Below are 16,711 nucleotides of genomic sequence, written 5' to 3'. Positions count from 1 at the left end.
CATCTTGGCCTCCTGGCTTTAATGGCGGTGTATTTTACAGAAAATCGTATTTCTTGGGTTTACGTACAGAGCCTAGGCTCTGCTCGCACCCGTATTAATGGATTTGAACGGTTGAGCTTATGAAACGACAACAGGCATTAAAAAACCCCACTCACACGTCAACCCGCCTTCACACGTACCCATCGTGTGGAGTGTTTTGCATGCGCGCACGCCTGAGCGGCACTCCAGAACGTTAATTCTTACCGCACTGTAGATAGGAGGGTTTATGCAGCTCACCCCCAGAGAAGTCGAAAAGCTGATGGTTTACACCCTGTCGGACGTCGCATTCCGGCGCAAGGCTCGCGGCTTGAAATTGAACTATCCAGAGGCTGTTTCAATTATCACCGTGACCGCCCTGGAAGGCGCACGCGATGGCAAGTCGGTTGAGGATGTGATGACCGAGGCCAGCAAAGTACTCACCAAGGATGACGTGATGGAAGGCGTCAGCGACCTTATTCCCAACGTTCAGGTTGAAGCGATTTTCACCGACGGCAGTCGTCTGGTCACGGTCCACGACCCGATCAAGTAACCGTCTGCTTTAAACCCGGTAAACGCAAAACTTTCACGTTTTGAGGAATCAGTCATGAGCACCAAAGAGACAGCAGGCCCGCACCAGGATACTCACCCGAACCACAGCATCCCCCACGCCAAGAACCCCGGTGGCGTCAGCAAGGGCAATGAAGCCGATGTGCCTCTGGGCGGCACGATTTACGCCAGCACGCCCATCACCTTTAACGAAGACCGCCCCGTCACCAAGGTAAAGGTGCGCAACACCGGTGACCGTCCGATCCAGATCGGCTCGCACTTTCACTTCTTTGAAGTCAACCGTGCCCTGGAATTCGACCGCGCCGCCGCCTTTGGCAAGCGCCTGAACATCACGGCCACCACAGCCATCCGCTTCGAGCCGGGCGACGAAATCGAAGTGCCGTTGATCCCCTACGGTGGCAAGCAAACGCTTTACGGCTTCAACAACCTGGTCGATGGCTGGGTACCGGACAAGCTCACCAGCAACCATGAGCGCCCGGAAAAACTGCAGGCCATCCAGCGCGCAGTCGATCGCGGCTTCAAGTTCTCCGAGCCGGCCAAGCCGTCCAAGCCCGTCAACGACAAGTAACCACGCATTCTCATACTTTGCACTCGCGCCGTTGAACCATTGACGCTCGCGCGGCATTAGAAAAGGAGCCACCGATGCCAACCATTTCACGCAAAGAATACGCAGGCCTGTTCGGCCCAACCACGGGCGACAAAATCCGCCTGGGTGACACCAACCTGTTTGTCGAGATTGAAAAGGACCTGCGCGGTTACGGTGAAGAATCCGTTTACGGCGGCGGCAAATCCCTGCGCGACGGCATGGGCGCCGACAATACCCTGACCCGCGACAACGGCGTACTGGACCTGGTTATCACCAACGTCACCATCATCGACGCGATCCAGGGCGTAATCAAAGCCGACGTGGGTATCCGTGACGGCAAGATCGTCGGGATCGGCAAAAGCGGCAACCCGGGCATCATGAGCGGCGTGACCCCCGGCCTGGTCGTGGGTGTGAGCACCGACGCCATCTCCGGCGAGCACCTGATCCTGACTGCAGCCGGGATCGACACCCACATTCACTTGATCTCGCCGCAGCAGGCTTATCACGGGCTGTCCAACGGCATCACCACCTTCTTCGGCGGCGGTATCGGCCCTACCGATGGCACCAACGGCACCACCGTAACTGCCGGCCCCTGGAACATCCGCCAGATGCTGCGTTCGCTCGAAGGGCTGCCGATCAACGTCGGCATGCTGGGCAAGGGCAACTCTTTTGGCCGCGAGCCGCTGGCCGAACAGATCATCGCCGGTGTCGCCGGGCTCAAGGTTCACGAAGACTGGGGCGCAACCTCAAACGCACTGCGCCATGCGCTGCGTACCGGCGACGAGATGGACGTGCAGGTGTCGGTGCACACTGACAGCTTGAACGAATGTGGCTACGTCGAAGACACCATTGATGCTTTCGAAGGTCGCACCATTCACACCTTCCACACGGAAGGCGCCGGTGGTGGTCACGCCCCCGACATCATCAAGGTGGCCAGCCAGAGCAACGTACTGCCAAGCTCGACCAACCCGACCCTGCCTTACGGCGTCAACAGCCAGGCCGAGCTGTTCGACATGATCATGGTCTGCCACAACCTCAACCCGAACGTGCCGGCTGACGTGTCGTTTGCTGAAAGCCGCGTACGCCCGGAAACCATTGCCGCCGAAAACGTGCTGCAGGACATGGGCGTGATCTCCATGTTTTCCAGTGACTCCCAGGCCATGGGCCGGGTCGGTGAAAACTGGCTGCGGGTGATGCAAACCGCCCATGCGATGAAAGTGTCACGTGGCAAACTGCCGGAAGACAGCGCCGATAACGACAACTTCCGGGTGCTGCGTTACGTGGCCAAAATCACCATCAACCCGGCACTGGCCCAGGGTATCAGCCATGTGCTGGGCTCGGTGGAAGTCGGCAAGATGGCCGACCTGGTGCTGTGGGATCCGCGCTTCTTCGGGGCCAAACCGAAAATGGTGATCAAGGGCGGCATGATCAACTGGGCCGCCATGGGTGACCCGAACGCCTCTCTGCCAACCCCGCAGCCGGTGTTCTACCGTCCGATGTTCGGTGCCTTCGGCAAGTCCCTGCAAGACACCTGCGTGACCTTCGTGTCGCAGGCGGCGCTGGAAGACGGCGTGAAAGAAAAGGCCGGGCTGGAGCGTCAGGTCATGGCGGTGCGCGGTTGCCGCACCGTGTCCAAAAAGGACCTGGTGCGCAATGACCAGACCCCGCATATCGATGTTGATCCGGAAACTTTCGCGGTAAAAGTCGACGGCGTACACGCCACGTGCAAGCCCATCGATGTGGCCACCATGAACCAGCGTTATTTCTTTGGCTAATGCCTGAACGGGCCGCTACCGGGGGCACCTGCACCCGGTGGCACACGCCCGGCACATGATTCAGGGAAGGAGTTTGCGACGTGATTTTGATTGAACACATACTCGGCAACGCCAAGAAAGACCCGCACTGGCAGCACAAACTCGAAGGCGCCAAGGTTGACCTGCTGGTGCTCGACCAGCGTGAAGCGCAAAAAAGTCGCTGCCGGCGCACCAGCCTCGGCGGTCTTGACCTGGGCATTTCGCTGGAACGTAACGTGGTGCTTTCAGACGGCGATGTGCTGCTCTGGGATGAAGGCTCCAACACCGCCGTGGTGGTGCAACTGAACCTGCGCGACGTGATGGTCATCGATCTCAAGGAGCTGAAAAAACAGCCCCTGGACGTGCTGATCAAAACCAGCTTCGAGCTCGGCCATGCCCTCGGCAACCAGCACTGGAAAGCCGTGACCAAAAACAACGAGGTCTATATCCCGCTCACCGTCGAAACCAAAATGATGGACTCGGTGATGCGCACCCACGGCTTTCAACACCTGCCGTACGCTTTTGTTGGCGGCGCCGAAATCCTGCCGCTGCTGACCACATCCGAGGCGCGCCTGCTGTTTGGCGGTGCCGAAGAAACCGACACCCATGTTCACGTGGCCAGCCCGCAAGACAAGCTGGACGCTGCCGCCCTGAAGATCCAGGGCGTGCACAGCCATGACGCACACAGTCACAGTCACGACAACGGCCATACGTTTCACAGCCATAAGCACTGAACCCGGCAAGAAGGCGCATAGATGAACGCATCAGATCTAATTCGCATCATGCAGTTTGGCGATTCCGTATTGCCGGTCGGTGCCTTTTCGTTCTCCAACGGCGTGGAATCGGCCATTCAAAAAGGCATCGTCCACGATGTCCCGACCCTGAAGGGTTTTGTGCTCACCGCCCTCAAGCAGGCGGCCAGCTGTGACGGCATGGGCGTGGTCGCTGCGCACCGGGCTGCCGTGGCAGAAGACCGCGACGGCATTTTACGCGCCGACTGGGCGGTGAATAACCGCAAGCTCAATGAAGAAAGCCGGTTGATGGCCACGCGCATGGGCAAAAAACTGGCGGAAATGTCGATCCATGTCGTCGAAAAACCGCTGGTGCGCTGGTGGCTTGAACAGATCAAGGCCGGCAACGCGGCAGGCACCTACCCCGTCACCCAGGCCGTGGTGATGTCGACCCAGGGCATCGGTGCCCGTGAGGTCGTGGTGATGCACCAGTACGGCGTGGCCATGACCATCCTCAGCGCGGCCATGCGCCTGATGCGGGTCACGCACCTGGACACCCAGCACATCCTGTTCGAACTCAACCACGACATTGAAGCGTTCTGCGATATCGCCGAAGTCGGCGATATCGAGCAGATGTCCTCCTATGTCCCGATAGTCGATGTGCTCGCCGCCGTGCACGTCAAGGCACATGTACGGCTATTCATGAACTGACACCCCGGGCTGCGTCGGCATGTGTCGACGCAGCTTCCGCTCCCCTATCTGGTAAGGAAATAACCGTGAAAAAGATTACTCGTATTGGTATTGGCGGCCCGGTCGGTTCAGGTAAAACCGCGATCATCGAAGTGATCACTCCGATCCTGATCAACCGTGGCTACAAGCCCTTGATCATCACCAACGATATCGTCACCACCGAAGATGCCAAACAGGTCAAACGTACCCTCAAGGGTATCCTCGATGAAGACAAGATCCTCGGTGTGGAAACGGGTGCCTGCCCGCACACCGCAGTGCGTGAAGACCCGAGCATGAACATTGCCGCGGTCGAGGAAATGGAAGAGAAGTTCCCCGACAGCGACCTGATCATGATCGAGAGCGGCGGCGACAACCTGACCCTGACCTTCAGTCCGGCCCTGGCCGACTTTTATATCTACGTGATCGACGTCGCCGAAGGCGAGAAAATCCCGCGCAAAAATGGCCCGGGGCTAGTGCAGGCCGATATCCTGATCATCAACAAGATCGACCTCGCCCCCTACGTTGGCGCCAGCCTTGATGTGATGGAAAGCGACACCAAAGTGGTACGCGGCAACCGCCCGTATATCCTCACCAACTGCAAGACCGGTCAGGGCATTGAAGAACTGGTGGACATGATCGAGCACATGTTCCTGTTCGCACAAAAACCGGCGGTCAAAAGCGGGGTCAGTGCATGACAGCGCAGAGCCAGATCGTGAACAACCCGTCACGGCTACGCGCTCACTCACTCGGCATTGATGCGCCGGAGCTGTCGCAGTACCAGGACGAACCGGCGCAAATGCACAGCGGTGCCGTGGGTAAAAGCGGCTACCTGCGCCTGGGTTTTGAAAAGCGCGGTAACCGCAGCGTGCTGGCGGACATGGAGCGCCGCGTACCATCGCTGGTGCAACGGGCCTTGTATTGGGACGAGGAAATGCCCGAGCTGCCCTGTGTGACCATGATTTCAACTTCGGGCTGCGTGCTGCAGGGCGACCGCCTGGCCACAGATGTCAACGTGGGGGTGGGTGCCTGCGGGCACGTCACCACCCAGTCGGCGACCAAAGTGCATTCGATGAATGCCAACTACGCCTCGCAAATCCAGCACTTCACGATCGAAGAAGGCGGCTACCTGGAGTTTATGCCCGACCCGCTGATCCCCCATCGCAATGCACGGTTTATCACCGACACGCAAATCAGGATCCACCCCACGGCGACGGCCATCTACTGCGAAATCCTGATGTCGGGGCGCAAGTATCATCATGTGGATGAGCGTTTCGGCTTTGACGTGTACTCCTCCCGGGTGCGCGCCGAGAACCTCGAGGGTCGCGAGCTGTTTGTCGAGAAGTACATTCTTGAGCCAAAAAAAGAGAGCCTGGACGCCATTGGCGTGATGCAGACCTTCGATGTGTTCGGCAACGTGGTATTGCTCACGCCCAGGGAGCATCACGACCGGATTGTCGAGCGCATCCCGGCGCTGTTTGACATGCAGGCCGGGCTGGCCAGCGGGGTGACCCGCCTGCCCAACGACTGCGGGCTGATATTCAAGGTGCTGGGCAACGACAGTGGCGAGGTCAAGGCGCAAATCCGCGAGTTCTGGAAGGTGGCCCGCGAAGAAATCCTGGGCGTGACCCTGCAACCGGCGTTTTTGTGGAAGTAGCTGTGTAGCAGCTGCCGAAGGAACGAGGCTGCGTCCGGCGGCGCAGCCGTCGTAATTCCTGAGGACAGGGTTTGACTGGCACACCGCAGTGCCTGATTTTGCGACGGCTGCGCCGCCGAACGCAGCCTCGTTCCTACGGCAGCTGCTACGCAAGCTGATCCTGGCCAAATGCTCAATTGGGAGAGTCAATATGGAAGCTGCATCCAAGTGGTCGAAAATCGTGGATGGCAACGTCGTCCTTGAGTTTATCGACGTCACCCTGCGTGGTTGTGCTCAGGTCATGTTCCAGAATAACCCGCTGACCGGGCTACTGTTTTTTGCCGCCATTTTTGTCGGCGCGTTTGGCGAAGGCAACCCGGCCATGGCCTTCGGCAGTGTCCTGGGCACGGTCGTGGCAACCCTTACCGGTATGCACCTCAAGGACCGCACTTCCTGGAAGGCCGGCCTCTATGGCTATAACGGCTGCCTGGTCGGCGCTGCCCTGCCTACCTTCCTCGCTGTCACACCCATCCTGTGGCTATGCATTATCCTCGGCAGTGTGGTCTCGGTAATCGTCACCATCTGCATCGCCGATATTCTGAAGACCTGGAAAGTCGCCGCCCTCACGGCGCCCTTCGTGCTGGTGACCTGGACCATGCTGCTGGCCAGCTATGCCTTTGGCGGCCTGAACACCAGCGCCCTGCCCGTGCCCAACCTGCCCCATGATCTGGTCGCGTACAACACCAGCCTGTTCGATGGTATCGACCTGTTCAAGAGCACGTTCTACGGGATCTCCGAAGTGTTCTTGATCAGCACGGTGATCGGCAGCGTGCTGTTTCTCGCCGGGTTGGCGGTGTCATCGTTGTGGGCCGCGGTGTTCGGCCTGCTGGGCTCGCTGCTGGCGGTGCTGGTGGCCGTGGTGCTGCAAGCCGAACACGCCAGCATCAATAACGGCCTGTATGCCTTCAGCGCCGTGCTGACTGCCATCGCCCTGGGCTCGACCTTCAACAAGCCCAGCTGGCGCGTGTTGATCTACACCCTGATTGGCGTGGTTTTCACTGTATTTGTGCAAGGCGCCTTGAATACAGTACTGGCCCCGGTTGGCATCCCGACATTGACCATGCCCTTTGTACTGGCTTCCTGGCTGTTTCTGGTGCCCAACAAAGACGTCATGCCGGCCCACCGCCAATAATTTCGATCCCTTTGCCGGAGTCTTTCCATGACCGCGATTGCCTACCCCCTGACAAATGCCGAGCCGTCGAACACCACACGGCGCGCCATTTATCTGCTGACCGGCCTGATCGTGGCCAACCTGCTGGCTTGGGCCTGGGCCTTTATCGAGTTCGGCAACAACCCGGTCTTGATGGGCACCGCATTGCTCGCGTACGGCTTCGGCCTGCGCCACGCCGTGGACGCCGACCATATTGCCGCCATCGAAAATGTCACCCGCAAGCTGATGCAACAGGGCAAACGCCCGATAGCCGTAGGCACCTGGTTCTCCCTGGGGCATTCGACCATTGTGGTGCTGGCGTCTTTCGCGATTGCGGCCACGGCAATGGCGTTCAAGGACGATATGGAGTGGTTCCATGAAACCGGCGGCCTGATCGGCACCCTGGTGTCCTCGGTATTCCTGCTGCTGTTCGGCGTGCTCAACCTGGTCATCCTGATCTCGGTGTACAAGAAGTTCAAACAGGTCAAGGCCGGCCACACCCTGCCCCCCGAAGAACTGGACCTGATCACCACCCACCAGGGTGGCCTGATGGCGCGAATTTTTGGTCGGGTGTTCAACCTGGTTAACAAAAGCTGGCACATGTACCCGGTGGGCTTTCTGTTTGGCCTGGGCTTTGACACTGCCACCGAAATCGGCTTGCTGGGCATCAGCGCCACCAGCGCCTCCCACGGCATCAGCCTGTGGTCAATCATGGTGTTCCCGGTGCTGTTTGCGGTGGGCATGGCCCTGATCGATTCACTGGACAACTTCGTGATGATCGGTGCCTACGGCTGGGCGTTTTCCAAACCGGTGCGCAAGCTCTACTACAACATCACCATCACTGCCGCCTCGGTGGTGGTGGCCCTGTTTATTGGTGTTGTCGAAGCGCTGGGGTTGATTGCCGAAAAACTGCAACTCACCGGCGGGATATGGACGCCGATCAATGCCATCAGTGAAAACTTCGGCGAGATTGGCTACTGGATCATCGGGATGTTTGTCCTGTGCTGGCTGATTTCGGCCCTCAATTACTACATCCGCGGCTATGACCAACTGCCTGCCAACGCCTGATCAGAGGCTCAAGCACACGGGCTGCTGGTGGCAGCCCGATAAACCTGACCTACACTCCCCTCACCCCTTAACTGACGCGTCGTAGGTGCTATGACTTTATTACAGGACGTAAAAAATCGGATCTCCTTTGCCTATGGGGTCGCCTTGCTGGTTGCGATCAACGGCTTTCTTTTATTTCTGCCGGTGCTTGAACGTGGCGTTGCCCATGCCAATGCCAAATCCGGCTCCTTTGATACCTGGAAGGAGGCATTAAGCTTTTTAGCCTTGCTGGAAATCCCCGGGTTTGTGGTGGGGCTTGTACTCCTGCTGATGTCACTGGGGCTGTTGATCAAGTCACGCATCAGCTGGTTTTTTTCCCTGCTGCTGCTGGTGGCCACGGTCTGCGTGGATTTTTTCATTCTGAAAAAACCTGACGGCGTGACCTTCTTCTCGCTGGTCACCATTGCCGTGCTGGCCTTCTATTGGCGCCGTTTTGACCACTACAGCCTGGCCTCGGGCAGCTTCTTTGCGGTGGTCAGCATCGCCTCACTGATCGTCTACAGCACGCTGGGCACGCTCTACATCGGTGATGGCTTTGCACCGCCGGTGACGGACCTGCCATCGGCGTTCTACTTCGCCATCGTGGTGATGTCCACCGTAGGCTTTGGTGACATCGTCCCGCATACCACCGATGCGCGTTTTTTCACCCTGACAGTGATCATCCTGGGCATCACCATCTTCGCGATTTCGGTGGCGTCCATTGCCGGCCCGCTGATCAGCAACAACATCCAACGTATTGTTAAAGGCAGTATTACCCATATGGCGCGTAAAAATCACTACATTCTCGTTGGCGTTGGTTCCCTGGCACAAAACGTCTACAAAGGTCTGACCGATCGCGGCGAACACGTCACGGTGGTATGCGCGGCCGGCAGCCAGCATGACCTGCCGGAAAAGGCCGATATCATTGAAGGTGACCCGTCGGCCGCGTCGACCCTGAAACTGGCCGGAGCAGCGGACGCCAAGTACATCGTCACCCTGTGCGACAGCGACGCCGAAAACGTGTTCACCATCCTCGCGGCCAAGGAAGTGGCAGGCGACGAAACCCAGATCATCGCACTGGTCAACGAAACGCGGAACATGCCCAAGGTCAAACGCGTCAACCCGACCATGGTGCTGTCGTTGCCATTGCTGGGCAGTGAGTTGCTGGTGCGTACCCTGCAGGGCGATCAAATCAACAATGATCTGATCACCGAGATGTTCTTCGGCAAGCGTACGTCTTTGGCCTGAGACATGGCAGGATAAAAAAAGCCCTCTGACGAGGGCTTTTTCATGGGCGCTGCAAGGGCTTATTGCGGGGTATCGGATGCAGGCAGCGGCGTAACCTTGGCCCCGGCAATCAGACCCAGTTCGACGGCAGCAAAACCGATTACCAGGCTGATCACCAGATAGCAGATGGAGACAAAAACACTGCCCGGGCCTTGCATCATCTCGACTGCGCCAAACACGAAACTGGAGAACGTGGATAACCCGCCCATGATCCCGGTGCCGACCATCACGTGCACGTACTGGTTGATGCGGTTGCTCTTGAACAGCGACGTGGCCACGCCCAGCAGGAACGCGGCGACGATATTGGCGACAAAGATATCCATGGGAAAACCATCGGCCAGGCGCGGCACCGAGAGCATGACGAACTCGCGGCACATGGCGCCGAACGCACCACCGACGAAAATCAGAATAATCATGTTGAGCATGGTGTGACTCCTGAGTCAGCGCGCCAGCCAGGCGCCGAAAGCGGCGGCGGCCAGGCCGACCAGTACCGAGATGATCAGATAACCCGCGGCCCATGCACGATCCCTGGCCTTGGCCAGTTTCGAGGCATCCAGCTGCATGCTGCTGAATGTGGTGTAACCGCCCAGAATACCGGTGAGCACCGCGGCGCTGAGGAAGTCGCCGTAGCGGTCGCGCCAGTCCACGGTAAACAGGATGCTCAGGTAACCGATTACAAATGCGCCGCTGACGTTGATCAAAGATGTACCCAGCGGAAACGGTCCCTTATAGAACTGCCCTACCCGCAAACCGATCCACCAGCGCAACAGCGAGCCCAGCCCGCCCCCCAGCCCGACCCAGAAAACATCCAGCGCAGTCATGAAAGTCCCTCTCGTGTCTGTTGGTGAGTGGGGGAAACTCTAGTTCATAAAACAGCGGGCGGGCATGACTTGGGCCGGGTCTTTCGCTGTTACAGAAGAGTCCATGCCGGGGGCAGTGAGGCCTGAATGGCGCAGCTCATATTTGCTCAAGCTTTCAAACTGGCGCTCCTGAGAGTTGCAGGGTATTTGAGCAGCACAGGACGTAAAGCCAACTTGCAAAAGTCCCATCATGGGACCAGGATCGTTTTATGAGAATCATCGCAGTCAGTCAGCTCAAGATTTTTTGGCAAAAGCACCCAGGCTCAGAGCAATCCTTCCTCTGCTGGATAGATGAAGCGAAAAAGGCGAACTGGCAAACGCCGGCCGACATCAAGGGCAGTTTCGCCATGCCAGCATTCTCAAGAGCAACCGGGTCGTGTTCAACATCAAAGGTAACGCCTATCGGCTCGTGGTAGCTGTGGCCTACCGCTTCAGCGCCATCTATATCAAATTCGCAGGCACTCACCAGCAGTACGACGCCATCGATGCCAACACCGTGGAAATGGAGTAAGCCATGAATATTCGTCCAATTCGCACCGAGCAGGACTACAAAGACGCACTGAAGTCGGTTTCGCCGCTGTTCGACAATGAACCGCAGCCCGGGACACCTGAGGGCGATTACCTGGAGGTTATGATCACCCTGATCGAAGCCTACGAAGCCAAGCACTTTCCCGTCGACCTGCCCAACCCGCTGGATGCCATCCGCTTCAGGATGGAGCAGTCCGGGTTGTCAGCGGCTGACCTGGTGCCTGCGATCGGCCGGCAGAACCGGGTGTATGAAGTGCTCAACGGCAAGCGCTCCCTGACCCTGCCCATGATCTGGAAGCTGCATGAGATGTTTGGCATCCCGGCAGAGAGTCTGATCAAGCCGGTCAAGTCGTGACCGCCGGGGTAGGCAAAATCATGGGCGCGGGTGAAAAGGAGTACCATGCCCTCCGGCTTCATCCTATCGCCCCATGGAACCCCTATGTTTCCCAACGCTGAACGCTACAACCACTCCACCGAATACGCCAACAAACTGGTCGACCGTATCGGCCAGACCCCGGCCTGGATTGCCCTGCGCCTCGGGGTCACGGAAAAACGCATGCGCTATATCCTCGCTGGGTCCCGCACGATCAAGGGCGACACCACCGAAATCCTGATGAGCTATGCCGAGCAGTTCTGCCTGGAATGCCTGGCCGCCGAAGCCAAGGCCGCCAAGGATCGTGCCCGCTCCAAGGCCGCCGCCAGCCCTGCCAGCGACGCTTAGAACAACCCCAGTTGCCCGCCCACCAGGGCGCTGAAATTGTCATCGACAAACACCAGAATCGCGTCGGCCACCGGTTGCAGCTGACGCGACAGATAGTGCTCGTAATCCACTTCTGCGGTGCGGTTCTCCAACGGCTGGGGGCCGGCCACGGTGATCACGTAGCTGATCGTCCCGCCATTCTGGTACTGCCGGGGCCGCCCCTGCCGGTCGTTATACTCATCGGCCAGCCGCGCCGCCCGCACATGGGGCGGCACATTGCGCTCGTAATCACTGAGCGGGCGGCGCAGGCGCTTGCGGTAGATCAGCAGTTCATCATGCTCACCCGCCAGGGTGGCACGCACAAAGTCACGCACGTAGGCCTGCCAGGGCTGACGATTGAAGATGCGCAGGTACAACGCCTGCTGGAACTGCCGGGCCAGCGGTGACCAGTCGCTGCGCACGGTCTCAAGCCCCTTGTAGACCATCTCCCGACGGCCGTCGGCGTGCACCACCAACCCCGCATAGCGCTTTTTGCTGCCCTCTTCGGCGCCACGAATGGTGGGCATGAAAAAGCGGCTGTAGTGGGTCTCGAATTGCAGCTCCAGTGCGCTGGTCAGCCCATACTCGTCACGCACATGGGCCTGCCACCAGTCGTTGACGTACTGCACCAGCTCACGGCCGATACTCGCCGCGTCCTCCTCACTGTGCTGACTGCGCAGCCAGACAAAGGTGGAGTCCGTGTCGCCATAGATCACGCTATAGCCCCGGGCCTCGATCAGTGCCCGCGTCTTGAGCATGATTTCATGCCCGCGCAGGGTGATCGAGGATGCCAGCCGCGTATCAAAAAACCGGCAACCGCTGGAGCCCAGCACCCCGTAAAACGCATTCATGATGATTTTCAGGGCCTGTGACAGGGGCGCGTTTTTGTCCCGCTTGGCCACTTCGCGCCCCTTGGCCACGCGCTCGATAATGGCCGGCAAGCAATGCCGGGTGCGAGAGAAACGCGCACCACGAAAGCCCGGTACCGAGGTTTCATCGCCAGGCTCGCGCAAGCCTTCAACCAGCCCCAGAGGGTCAATCAAAAAAGTGCGGATAATCGACGGGTACAGGCTTTTGTAATCGAGCACCAGCACCGACTCATACAACCCCGGCTCGGACTCCATGACAAAGCCGCCGGGGCTGGCCTGGGGCGGTTTGTCCCCCAGATTGGGGGCGACAAAGCCCTGACGGTGCATCAACGGCATATACAGGTGATAAAAGGCCGCCACCGAGCCACCGCTGCGATCGGCCTCCAGCCCCGTGACCGAGGCGCGCTCCAGCAAAAAGGTCAGCAGCTCGGTTTTCGCGAAAATCCGCGTGACCAGTTCGCAGTCCTTGAGGTTGTAGCGCGCCAACGCAGGTTTGTCGTGGGCGAACATGCGGTTGATTTCGTCCATGCGCTGGTACGGCGTGCTGATGTCCTTGCCTTCGCCAAGCAGGGTCTGGGCGACGTTTTCCAGGCTGAAAGACGGGAACGACCAAGTCGCTGAGCGCAACGACTCGATGCCGTCAATGATCAAGCGGCCCGCAGCACTGGCGAAAAAATGGTTTTTGCGCGTGCCGTGTTCGCGCCACTGCATTTCACTGCTGCCACGCCCCAGCAGCAACGGGATACCAAGGCGCCGGGCATGCTCGTGCAACACCCGCATGTCGAACTGCACCACATTCCAGCCGATGATCGCGTCGGGGTCATGCCGGGCCATCCACTGGTTAAGACGCAGCAACAGGTCGCCGCGGCTGGCGCAGAACTCCAGGTCGAAATCCACCGGGGTATCGGCCGCGGTGGCCTTGCCCAGCATATACACCTGGCGCTGGCCACAGCCCTCGAGGGCAATGGAATACAGATCGCCCTGCTCGCTGGTTTCAATATCCAGGGACACCAGTTTCAACCGTGGCCGGTAGTCGGGATGCGGCTTGATCCGGGCGTCCAGCAGCGGGCCATCGCCCTGTACACGGCCGCCAAAGCTCACCGGCGCAGTGATAAAACGCTCCATCAGGAACCGCTCCGGCGGGCGTATATCGGCCTCGTACACATCGACCCCGGCGCGGCGCAGGCGCTGGGCGATGTCCATCAACTGGGCATGCTGGCGGCAGTAGAGGCCGATCACCGGGCGCGACTGAAAATCACACAGCGCCAACTCACGCCATTCGATATCGCGCTCGTTCTGCAGCAGAGCCTGGGCCTGGCCAAGCTGAATCTTGGGGATAAACGCGGTGCAGGTTTGGTAAGGCAGGCGCACCTGCTGCGGCCCGTCATCGGTGGCCAACCAGAAGTCGACCTCGATACCCGACGGCGTATCACGCCAGTGCCGGGTCAGGACAAAGCCCTGCCTCAAGTCCATTACGCGGTTACAGGCATGTCGCCAGCATCGCCAGGCGGCGCATGGCAGCAGCATCACCCGGCTGTTGGGCGTAGTAGCTCACTGCCGTGCCGGTGCCCTGGGGCGTCAGATCGGCAAAGGACTCGGCGCCACGGGTGTAGACGGTCTGTTTGCCAGCCTTGTCGTTATTGATATAGGCACTGGCATCGACCCCGAACACGCTTTCATCCTGCCAGGAAAACTTGATGCATTCGGCGACCAGCGCCGTGGCTTTTTCCGAAGCCAGCACCCGGGTCGGGGCCTGGCTACGGGCAGTGTCCATCGCAGGAGACACACAACCGGCCAGCATGGCCAGACTCATGACGCTAATCAGCATTCGCATTGGATAGCCTCTGGATAAAGGTCAATACGATATCACGCAGCCAGTGCCCATAGGTGGCTAAATAACCAGTAGTCCGCTGAATGGGCTTGGTCCCACAGAGAAAATATGTCGCCGGTATTGCAGTTAAAACCACCGGGGACAAATCCATTCCTGGGGGTGGCTACAGCAAAAGCAAAAATTTGAACAACACCAACCCTGCTCCCCGAGCGCAACACCTATAACCGCTCGTCATTTAAAAGAGACCCAGCCCACAGAATCAGCAGCATTTGCGTCGCCAGCCAGCGAATTTCGCGGTTGCTGCTAGCTTCAGTAAACAAATAAACACGCCGGGCATCGGACGATAAACCGCCAAAGAGCGATTGAAGGAGCACTACGATGGGAGCAAGTACCGCTCGCAAGGCCAGCTTTACCGCCCTCACCCTGATCCTGACGCCGCTGGCGGGCTGGGCCGACAACGCCCGTGACTGGCAAAACACCCCCACCGACCTGAACATGCTGTTCGGCTATTACAACCGCGTCGACTCCAATACCCCCATCGACACCTCGCTACCCATCGACGGTCTGTCCCTCAATGCCGACCTGTATATCCTGCGTTATGCCCGTAGCTTCGGTATCGACGGGCGCAACAGTGCCTTCGAGATCCTGCAGCCTTACGCCGATCTATCCGCATCATTCGACAACGCCCGCTATTTCACCGGTACCAAACACAACGGTGGCATGGGTGACACCCAATTGGTGTTCGCACACAACATCTTTGGCGGCCCCGCCCTGAGCAAGGAGGAGTTCGCCAAATGGACTCCCGAGACCTTTCTCACGGCAGCCCTGACAGTCACCACCCCCACCGGCGACTATGACAAGAACCGGGTGATCAATATCGGTGCCAATCGCTGGGTGTACAAACCCGAACTGGGTTTCGGCACCCCCATCGGCCCCACCTGGCTGGAGATCAACACCATGGTGTCGTTGTTCGGGTCCAACGATGAATACCAGGGCAACAGCAAGCTCGAACAAAAACCCCTGTATGCCATCGAAGGCCATTACAGCTACGACTTCAACCGCGCCCTGTGGGCTTCGCTGGACGCCACCTATAGCCGGGGCGGCGAGACAAAAATTGACGGCGACTGGCAGGACAACAAACAGGAAAGCACCCTGGCAGGCGCCAGCATGGGCTTTATGCTCACCCCCCAATTCGGCGGCCTGCTGGCCTATACCGACACCGTGAGCGAGCGCAAAGGCTCACCGGATATCGCCACCTGGACGCTGCGCATGCAGTACGTCTGGTAAGCGTCGTGACCATGCCTCGGGTACGTCGCGTAGTGCCAGGCCTGTTACTGGCCCTGGCCTTGCACGCCCATGCCGGCGACCCGTCCGCCATCGAGCCCGCGGCTGTGCAGGCCCTGGAGCAGATGGGCAGTTACCTGCGCAGCCTCAAGCAGTTTGGCGTCGAGGCCCGCAGCCAGACAGACCAGGTACTGGATAACGGCCAGACCGTCGAATTTCGGCACACCACCCGACTGCTGGCCCAACCGCCGGACAAGCTGCTGGTCTCGGTGGACAATCAGGGCATACACCGCACCCTCTATTACAACGGCAAGCGCTTCACCCTCTACCAGAGCCCCAGCCCCTACTACGCAAGCGCCCCCGCTCCGGCGAACATCAACGCACTGATCGACCTGCTCAATAGTCGCTATGGCATCGAGTTGCCGCTGGCCGACCTGTTTCGCTGGAACGCCAACACCGTCAGACAGGCCGGTTTGCGTTCGGCCGTGCTGATTGGCAGTGAGACGCTGGACGGCCAGCGCTGTGATCATTACGCCTTGCGTCAGGATGCTATCGACTGGCAGCTGTGGCTGCGTGAGGGCGAACAGCGCCTGCCGTGCCGCCTGACCATCACCCGCCGCGACATACCCGAGCAGCCGCGTCACAGCGTCGACTTTACCTGGCAGCTCACACCGGCAATCAGCGCCCACAGCTTTGATTTTGATCCGCCCGCAGGTGCCCAGGAAGTGCCGTTGCAGTGGGCCCCGAGCAAATACAGCCTGGAGGCGCAACCATGAAGCGTCTGCACTGGCTGTTCTGTGGCGTGCTCAGCGCCTGCCTGCTGCACACCTCTGTCGCCCTGGCCTGGCAACTGCGCGGTGGTGGCGGCGCACGGACTTTTGTGCTGCCGCACACTGGCGGACACCCAGCGCCGCACCCCATGCCACAGCCACAGCCGCATCCACAGCCGCATCCACAGCC

The 16,711-nt window shown here is 59.3% G+C and carries 17 protein-coding genes and 3 pseudogenes; 16 read left to right on the top strand and 4 right to left on the bottom strand.

Annotation, left to right across the window (positions count from 1 at the left end; genetic code table 11):
- The first annotated feature begins 265 nt into the window (after positions 1 to 265).
- From GHO42_RS23725 to kch, 10 genes and pseudogenes are all read left to right on the top strand, one after another.
- On the top strand, positions 266 to 568 hold the full coding sequence (locus GHO42_RS23725) for an urease subunit gamma (protein WP_016781195.1): 303 nt from the start codon (positions 266 to 268) through the stop codon (positions 566 to 568).
- Between the two features lie 159 nt (positions 569 to 727).
- Positions 728 to 1,024: pseudogene (locus GHO42_RS26525) on the top strand (urease subunit beta); the annotation flags it as partial.
- Between the two features lie 203 nt (positions 1,025 to 1,227).
- Positions 1,228 to 2,946 carry an urease subunit alpha gene (locus GHO42_RS23715; RefSeq protein ID WP_153328754.1) on the top strand — a complete coding sequence of 573 codons (1,719 nt, stop codon included), beginning with the start codon at positions 1,228 to 1,230 and terminating at the stop codon, positions 2,944 to 2,946.
- A gap of 80 nt (positions 2,947 to 3,026) precedes the next feature.
- The gene (gene ureE, locus GHO42_RS23710; RefSeq protein WP_095018078.1) at positions 3,027 to 3,698 is read left to right on the top strand and encodes a hypothetical protein; all 672 of its coding nucleotides are present in this window, start codon (positions 3,027 to 3,029) and stop codon (positions 3,696 to 3,698) included.
- A gap of 21 nt (positions 3,699 to 3,719) precedes the next feature.
- Complete coding sequence (locus tag GHO42_RS23705) at positions 3,720 to 4,406, top strand: urease accessory protein UreF (protein ID WP_095000479.1); 687 nt, start codon at positions 3,720 to 3,722, stop codon at positions 4,404 to 4,406.
- Positions 4,407 to 4,471: 65 nt separating this feature from the next.
- Complete coding sequence (ureG, locus tag GHO42_RS23700; RefSeq protein ID WP_016781201.1) at positions 4,472 to 5,119, top strand: urease accessory protein UreG; 648 nt, start codon at positions 4,472 to 4,474, stop codon at positions 5,117 to 5,119.
- Positions 5,116 to 6,078 (top strand): urease accessory protein UreD, encoded by a 963-nt coding sequence (locus GHO42_RS23695; RefSeq protein WP_095000480.1) that lies wholly within the window; start codon positions 5,116 to 5,118, stop codon positions 6,076 to 6,078. The genes ureG and GHO42_RS23695 overlap by 4 nt, the downstream gene beginning before the upstream one ends.
- Positions 6,079 to 6,268: 190 nt before the next feature.
- Positions 6,269 to 7,249 (top strand): urea transporter, encoded by a 981-nt coding sequence (gene yut / locus GHO42_RS23690; protein WP_095018079.1) that lies wholly within the window; start codon positions 6,269 to 6,271, stop codon positions 7,247 to 7,249.
- Positions 7,250 to 7,276: 27 nt separating this feature from the next.
- Positions 7,277 to 8,335, top strand: a complete 1,059-nt coding sequence (locus GHO42_RS23685) for a HoxN/HupN/NixA family nickel/cobalt transporter (protein WP_153328752.1) — start codon at positions 7,277 to 7,279, stop codon at positions 8,333 to 8,335.
- A gap of 90 nt (positions 8,336 to 8,425) precedes the next feature.
- Positions 8,426 to 9,601 (top strand): voltage-gated potassium channel protein, encoded by a 1,176-nt coding sequence (gene kch / locus GHO42_RS23680; RefSeq protein WP_153328750.1) that lies wholly within the window; start codon positions 8,426 to 8,428, stop codon positions 9,599 to 9,601.
- Between the two features lie 59 nt (positions 9,602 to 9,660).
- Here kch and crcB read toward each other — a convergent pair whose 3' ends face one another.
- Positions 9,661 to 10,065: a fluoride efflux transporter CrcB gene (crcB, locus tag GHO42_RS23675; protein ID WP_153328748.1), complete on the bottom strand. Its 405-nt coding sequence runs from the start codon at positions 10,063 to 10,065 to the stop codon at positions 9,661 to 9,663.
- Between the two features lie 15 nt (positions 10,066 to 10,080).
- A complete protein-coding gene (locus GHO42_RS23670) occupies positions 10,081 to 10,461 on the bottom strand; it encodes a CrcB family protein (RefSeq protein ID WP_153328746.1) in 381 nt (126 codons plus the stop codon).
- Positions 10,462 to 10,709: 248 nt separating this feature from the next.
- Between GHO42_RS23670 and GHO42_RS23665 the strand changes: the two are divergent.
- The 3 genes and pseudogenes from GHO42_RS23665 to GHO42_RS23655 all read left to right on the top strand — a co-directional run bounded on the left by GHO42_RS23665 (position 10,710) and on the right by GHO42_RS23655 (position 11,749).
- Positions 10,710 to 11,011: pseudogene (locus tag GHO42_RS23665) on the top strand (type II toxin-antitoxin system HigB family toxin).
- A gap of 3 nt (positions 11,012 to 11,014) precedes the next feature.
- On the top strand, positions 11,015 to 11,383 hold the full coding sequence (locus tag GHO42_RS23660) for a type II toxin-antitoxin system HigA family antitoxin (protein ID WP_095018083.1): 369 nt from the start codon (positions 11,015 to 11,017) through the stop codon (positions 11,381 to 11,383).
- A gap of 84 nt (positions 11,384 to 11,467) precedes the next feature.
- Positions 11,468 to 11,749, top strand: coding sequence for a hypothetical protein (locus tag GHO42_RS23655; RefSeq protein WP_016781210.1), 282 nt, complete (start codon positions 11,468 to 11,470; stop codon positions 11,747 to 11,749).
- On the opposite strand, the gene GHO42_RS23650 is transcribed toward GHO42_RS23655, so the two are convergent.
- Together GHO42_RS23650 and GHO42_RS23645 are read right to left on the bottom strand one after the other, a co-directional pair.
- Positions 11,746 to 14,109, bottom strand: coding sequence for a DNA polymerase II (locus GHO42_RS23650; RefSeq protein ID WP_095023539.1), 2,364 nt, complete (start codon positions 14,107 to 14,109; stop codon positions 11,746 to 11,748). The two genes, GHO42_RS23655 and GHO42_RS23650, sit on opposite strands and share 4 nt — an antisense overlap.
- Positions 14,110 to 14,116: 7 nt before the next feature.
- Positions 14,117 to 14,470, bottom strand: coding sequence for a hypothetical protein (locus GHO42_RS23645; RefSeq protein ID WP_165446478.1), 354 nt, complete (start codon positions 14,468 to 14,470; stop codon positions 14,117 to 14,119).
- 375 nt (positions 14,471 to 14,845) lie between these two features.
- Here GHO42_RS23645 and GHO42_RS23640 point away from each other — a divergent pair, with 375 nt between their 5' ends.
- The 3 genes and pseudogenes from GHO42_RS23640 to GHO42_RS23630 form a co-directional block, all read left to right on the top strand.
- Positions 14,846 to 15,754 (top strand): transporter, encoded by a 909-nt coding sequence (locus tag GHO42_RS23640; protein ID WP_095000488.1) that lies wholly within the window; start codon positions 14,846 to 14,848, stop codon positions 15,752 to 15,754.
- Positions 15,755 to 15,765: 11 nt separating this feature from the next.
- The gene (locus GHO42_RS23635) at positions 15,766 to 16,527 is read left to right on the top strand and encodes a DUF2092 domain-containing protein (protein ID WP_095018163.1); all 762 of its coding nucleotides are present in this window, start codon (positions 15,766 to 15,768) and stop codon (positions 16,525 to 16,527) included.
- A pseudogene (locus GHO42_RS23630) lies at positions 16,524 to 16,711 on the top strand (hypothetical protein); the annotation flags it as partial. The gene GHO42_RS23635 and the pseudogene GHO42_RS23630, both read left to right, overlap by 4 nt.

This window comes from Pseudomonas sp. FSL R10-0056 (assembly GCF_009600105.1).
Lineage (GTDB): Bacteria > Pseudomonadota > Gammaproteobacteria > Pseudomonadales > Pseudomonadaceae > Aquipseudomonas > Aquipseudomonas bubulae.
This window is presented reverse-complemented; position numbering and strand designations above follow the sequence as displayed.